1 protein-coding gene is annotated in these 727 nt (G+C 40.3%); it reads right to left on the reverse strand.

The window, feature by feature from the left end:
- The coding region (locus tag JCM10596_RS22895) for a flagellin N-terminal helical domain-containing protein (protein ID WP_025029061.1) at positions 1-579 on the reverse strand (579 nt) is incomplete at its 3' end.
- Positions 580-727 lie beyond the last annotated feature (148 nt).

Raw genomic sequence — 727 nt, forward strand, 5'->3', positions numbered from 1 at the left:
GGCACTAATCGCAGCATCAAGAGAAGAAATCGCTGCATTTGCACCAGATTGAGTCGCTACACTAATTCCACTAATACTTAAAGCACCTGTGCTCATTGTTCCAATTGTGACAGAAAGAGTTTGTCCTGCATTCGCACCAATGTGGATAAGCTTACCAGCAAAACTTCCATTAAGTAGCTTTTGAGTGTTAAATTCTGTATCTGAAGAAATTCTGTCTACCTCAGCAATTAAAGCTGTTACCTCTTTTTGAAGCTCAGCACGGTCTGCATCTGTATTTGTATCGTTCGCTGATTGGACAGATAACTCACGCATACGTTGTAGGATGGAGTGAGTTTCGTTTAACGCACCCTCTGCTGTTTGGATTAAAGAAATTCCATCTTGAGCGTTCTTAGTTGCCATGTTTAATCCACGGATCTGTCCACGCATTTTTTCAGAGATCGCAAGTCCTGCTGCGTCATCTCCTGCACGGTTAATACGTAATCCTGATGATAATTTCTCTAATGATTTTCCTACTTGTCCTGTGTTCGATGTTAATGCTTTGTGCGCATTTAACGCCATAATGTTGTTATTAATTCTCATGTTTTTCTTCCTCCTTGAGTATGTGATCTCCACTTCCTTGTGGAGAGAAGTTCAACGAAAGCTGGCCGGCTTAGTTGAACCACTTCTATTATTTATATCGTCAGAAATTCACTCTTCTTTAATACTTCAAGAAAAAAGATAGCCTGAG

The organism is Caldalkalibacillus mannanilyticus JCM 10596, assembly GCF_000615945.1.
In the GTDB taxonomy this organism is placed as follows: domain Bacteria; phylum Bacillota; class Bacilli; order Caldalkalibacillales; family JCM-10596; genus Bacillus_AT; species Bacillus_AT mannanilyticus.